This window comes from Actinoplanes hulinensis, assembly GCF_019429605.1.
Lineage (GTDB): Bacteria > Actinomycetota > Actinomycetes > Mycobacteriales > Micromonosporaceae > Actinoplanes > Actinoplanes campanulatus.
Genome location: NZ_JAHXZI010000050.1, coordinates 1 through 4,932 on the forward strand (window position 1 = coordinate 1; position 4,932 = coordinate 4,932).

The following is a 4,932-nucleotide window of genomic DNA, read 5'->3' on the forward strand; positions in this document are numbered from 1 at the left end:
ACGTCCACGCCCACGACGACCCCGACCGGCGGCGCCTGCACGCTGCCGTCGACCTATCGCTGGTCGTCAACCGGTCAGCTCGCGACCCCCAAGTCGGGCTGGGTGTCGCTCAAGGACTTCACCCACGCGCCCTACAACGGCCGGCAACTGGTCTACGCGACCACGCACGACACCGGCACCAAGTGGGGCTCGATGAACTTCGGCCTCTTCACCAACTGGTCCGACATGGCGTCGGCCGGCCAGAACACGATGACGTCGTTCGCCGCCGTGGCGCCGTCGCTGTTCTACTTCGCGCCGAAGAGCATCTGGGTGCTCGCCTATCAGTGGGGCGGGCCGGCGTTCTCCTACCGGACCTCCAGTGACCCCACCAACCCGAACGGCTGGTCGGCGGCGCAGACGCTGTTCTCCGGCAGCATCTCCGGCTCCGGGACCGGCCCGATCGACCAGGCCGTCATCGGTGACTCGCAGAACATGTACCTGTTCTTCGCCGGGGACAACGGCAAGATCTACCGGGCGAGCATGCCGATCGGGAACTTCCCCGGCAGCTTCGGCAGCACCTCGACGGTGGTCATGAGCGACACCACCAACAACCTGTTCGAAGCCGTCCAGGTCTACAAGGTCCAGGGCCAGAACCAGTACCTGATGATCGTCGAAGCCATCGGCAGCCAGGGACGCTACTTCCGGTCCTTCACCGCGAGCAGCCTCGGCGGCACCTGGACCCCGCAGGCCGCCACCGAGAGCAACCCGTTCGCGGGCAAGGCCAACAGCGGCGCCACCTGGACCAACGACATCAGCCACGGTGAGCTGATCCGCACCGGCGCCGACCAGACCATGACCATCGACCCCTGCAACCTGAGGCTGCTCTACCAGGGCCGTTCGCCCAGCTCCGGCGGCGACTACGGGCTCCTGCCGTACCGGCCGGGTCTGTTGACGCTCCAGCGCTGACACCGCCGCACGGCGAGGGGCAGGCCCGCCCCTCGCCGTGTTCAGCGCTGCGCGGGCCGGTCCGTCTCTCGCCGTGTTCAGCGCTGCGACGCCGGCCGTATCAGGAAGGAGCCGTCGGCGCGGAAGGCGGCGCTGTCGTCGGACCGGTCGACCCACAGCTCGTTCCCGCGGTGCCGTAGGAACCAGCCGGGGTAGTTCGACGACTCCAGCGCCACCGAACCGGGGATCGACCCGGCCCGGACGCAGAACGTGGCATCCCCGTGGAACAGGTTCGTTCCCACGTCCTTGTGGGCACGCAACTGCCACGACGCGTGCCGCAGGTAGCTGCCGTCCGCCGTACGGAACGAGAAGCAATCCGGGTCGGCCAGCCCGGCGACCGGCTGGAAGGTGGCCTCCTGCCCGTCCGTGGTCAGCATGCCGACCGTGTCGGAGGCCGTGACATACCGGCCCACAGCGTTCGCCGACTCCAGCGAGACGGGGCCGGTCGGCAGCGCCTCAACGGTGGGTTCCGGGGTGGGCGCCGCCGCCTCCGGCTCGTCGGGGGTGGTGAGCACGGCCACGGCCGCACCGATGGCCAAGGCGCCCGCGACGACGGCGATGACCGTCGGGCGTACCCGGGCGCCGAGCCACCGCACCCGGTCCGCCGCCGCGCCGGTAGCGGAGGCCGCCGGCTGGGCGAGGGCGGCGACCACGTTCTCCGGCGTCCAGTTGGCGAGGACCGCCGCGGTGACCGTCGCCGGCACCGGGATCAGGACGAGACCGGCCAGCAGGCGGTCGGCCGGCACCAGATCGTCCGCCTCACGGCGGCAGGAACGGCACGATTGCAGGTGCCGGGCCAGGCGCTTGCGCCACAGCGGCCCGGCGGCACCGTCCCAGCCGGTGGTTTCGCCGGCCAGGCCGGCACAGATCGGCCGGGCGCCGAGGGCGGCCTCGATGCCCCGGGCCAGATCGAGTTGACCGCGCATCCGCTGGATCCGCACCCCGGCATGGCTCACCGTCACGCCCAGCGCCTCCGCCAGCTCCGATCGCGACAGCCGTCCGGCGACCTCCAGCCACCACAGCGCCAGCAGCGCCCGGTCGCCGGTGTCGAGCCAGCGCGCCGCCCGCCGTACCTGAAGGCGTTGATCGGACAGCTCCAGGCGCAGATGGGTGAGACCTTCGAAGCCCGCGCCCGGCAGCAGTTCCGCCTCGGCGACCGTGGCCCTGCGCTCGGCGGCCTGCCTCATCCGTAGCTGGTGGGTGCTGATCTGGCGTAGCGCGATGGCGGCCAGCCACGGGCGGAAGCTCTCCGGGGAACGCAGCGACGGCAGCTGCCGGAGGGCGCGCACCATCACGTCCTGGACGATGTCGTCGACGTCCGGGTGCCCGTCGAGCGCCTGCGCGGTGAGCGCGTAGACCATCGGCAGGTGCGCCGACACGAGTTCCTCGAGCGCATTCCGGTCCCCGGCCCGCGCGGCGCGGACAAGCGTGGTGCCGTCCGTACGCGTGGCTGGCATCTGTCGTCACCGCCCGTGGGTGCGTGGCCCGACGGCGTTCGGACGCTTCCGGGCGGGCCTCTGACTGTGGACGACCCTGTTCACAGAGTCAATGTATGTGGTTCGCCGGGCCTGTTGCCGCCCCGGGAGTTTCCGGGCATATCAGCGAGATACCCGCGGGTCGGTGACCTGGCCATTTACCGATCGGGGCGGGCCGGATATCGTGCCTTGCCCGCTGGCGATCGAGAAAGAGGAAACGATGACGGGGATGACCGAAATGCACCCGGAGAGCGTCAACGTGCTGTGGTCGGGGTCTTCTCAGGACCTCACCTCGATCGCCACCGGCGGCCGGGTGCAGACGGGCTCCTACACCGTGACCGAGGACGCCATCCGGTTCGCTTCCGGCGTCATCTCCACCCGGGAGGAGATCATTCCGATCTGGATGGTCGTGGACGCCGACATCACCCAGCACATCACCCAGCGGATGCGCGGCGTCGGCGACCTCACCCTCCGCCTGGACCCGGCGCACGCCGGCAGGTTCGGGCAGCGTGTGCTGAAGCTCCTCGCCATCGAGAACCCCGCCGCCGTACGCGATCTGATCCTCCGGCAGGCGAACGCGGTACGCCAGCACTGGTCCCAGCACTACTACCAGCGCGACGTCGAACTGCGCCGCGCCGGCGCGACGTCGACCAACGTCGTCGTCCCGGCCGTGGTCCCCGCTCCCGTAACCGCCCCGGCCCCGGCCCCGGCGCTGGAGCCGGCCGCTGCCACGGGCGACCTGATGGCACAGCTCGTCCGGCTCGGCGAGATGAAGACCGCCGGCCTTCTCACCGACGAGGAGTTCACCGCGGCCAAGGCGAAACTGCTCGCGTAGTGCCGTGAACGCTCATGGCCGCCGGTCACGGTGCGGTCATCTGGAACCGCTTGACCGTGACCGAGCCGCCCAGCGCCTGGGTGGCGTAGTTGAACATCGCGTACCGGTATCCCGGGTAGAACTGCCACGCGTTGTTGAGGGTGAAGCCCGGCCCGAGCGCCGTGAAATTGGTGCCGTCGGTGCTGTAGGAGAAGGTGGCCTGCCGTCCCGCCCCGGGTCGTACGTCGGCGCGGGCGCGCAGCCAGATCCGGCCGCCGGAGATCCCGGCGCTCGCCGCCTCGGTGCCGGTGCCCGTGGTGGTCCAGCCGCTGCCCATGGTCAGGCCGTTGGTCATCACGACGCGGGTCTGGCCGTTGTCGCGTCTGATGCCGATCCAGGCCGACGAGTCGCGCAGCATGGCCAGTCCGGATCGGTCACCGTCGCGCATCGTGCTGTAGTCGAGTTCCACCGTCGCGGTGGAGGCCGGGCCCTGCACCCGGTGCGTGAGCGTGTTCCGGGCGTTGTAGAGGTCGTTGGTCACCGTTGCGGTCTGCAACCGCAGTCCGTTGGACAGCGACCACCGGGTGTCGTCCGGGTTGTGGTTCCATTCCCAGCGCGGCCCGAGCCTCGTACCGGTGAAGGTGTCGTTCGCGGTCATCGGCTGCACGGTCCGGGTGGTGCTGATGTTCGGTTTCGGGTAGGTGGCGCCCCATCCGCCGTTGACGGTCTGGACGGTGGGCCAGCCGTCGGAGCTCCAGCTGATCGGCGCGAGGGCGGGGACACGGCCGCCGGGGAAGGCGTCGACGAACGACATGTAGTACCAGTCACCGGCCTGGGTCTGCACCAGTCCGCCCTGGTGCGGCACGCCGCCGCCGGAGATCGGGCCGGGCATGTCGAGCAGGACCTGGCGCATCTCGTACGGGCCGAACGGGCTGGTCGACCGCAGCACGTACTGGCCGTTGGCCGGCCGGGTCAGCCAGATGTAGTAGTAGCCGCCGCGCTTGTAGAACCGGGCGCCCTCCAGCGTCCCGACACTGGACGGCGTCTGGAAGACCTGCTGGGCACGGACCTGGCTGAGCCCGTCGGCGGACAGTTGGGCCACGCTGATGGTGGTGTTGCCGTAGGCCACGTACATGGTGTCGTCGTCGTCGATGAGCAGCCCGGCGTCGTAGTAGCAGTTGTTGATCCGGGCCCGCTTCGACCAGGCGCCGTCGACGGCCGACGCGGTGTAGACGTAGGTGCGGTTGTACTCGACGCACCCGATCCAGTAGTAGGTGCCATTGCTTCGGCGGTAGTTCAAGGTCGAGGCGAAGACCCCTTTGACGTACGCCCGTGAGCCGCCGAGATCGTAGGCGGCGGAGTCGAAGTCCAGCCGTGGCACGGAGTGGCCGGCGTACTCCCAGTTGACCAGGTCGTAGGACCGCAGGATCGGCGCACCGGGGGAGTAGTGCATGTTCGACGCCGAGTAGTAGTAGGTGTCGCCGACCCGGATGATGTCGCCGTCGGCGAAGTCCTGCCAGACGACCGGGTTGGTGAACGTGCCGGCCGGCGGCTGGGTCGTCCCGCCGACCCGGACGAGCTGCCATTGCTGGTTGGCGCCGTTCCAGTCGGAGTACTGCACGATGTTCGCGCCGTCCGCCGTCGAGGCGCCCTGCACCT

Annotated in this window: 4 protein-coding genes; 2 read left to right on the forward strand and 2 right to left on the reverse strand. The window is 69.9% G+C overall.

Features of this window, described 5'->3' with window-relative positions:
* Positions 1-945: glycoside hydrolase family 62 protein (locus KZ829_RS42470; protein WP_220149499.1), on the forward strand; the 945-nt coding region annotated here is incomplete at its 5' end.
* A 77-nt stretch (positions 946-1,022) separates the two neighbouring features.
* On the opposite strand, the gene KZ829_RS42475 is transcribed toward KZ829_RS42470, so the two are convergent.
* A complete protein-coding gene (locus KZ829_RS42475; RefSeq protein ID WP_220149500.1) occupies positions 1,023-2,441 on the reverse strand; it encodes a sigma-70 family RNA polymerase sigma factor in 1,419 nt (472 codons plus the stop codon).
* 247 nt (positions 2,442-2,688) lie between these two features.
* Between KZ829_RS42475 and KZ829_RS42480 the strand changes: the two genes are divergently transcribed.
* Positions 2,689-3,294, forward strand: coding sequence for a PH domain-containing protein (locus KZ829_RS42480; RefSeq protein WP_220149501.1), 606 nt, complete (start codon positions 2,689-2,691; stop codon positions 3,292-3,294).
* 25 nt (positions 3,295-3,319) lie between these two features.
* Here the strand turns inward: KZ829_RS42480 and KZ829_RS42485 are convergent.
* A partial coding sequence (locus KZ829_RS42485; protein WP_246637184.1) for a family 43 glycosylhydrolase occupies positions 3,320-4,932 on the reverse strand: 1,613 nt, incomplete at its 5' end.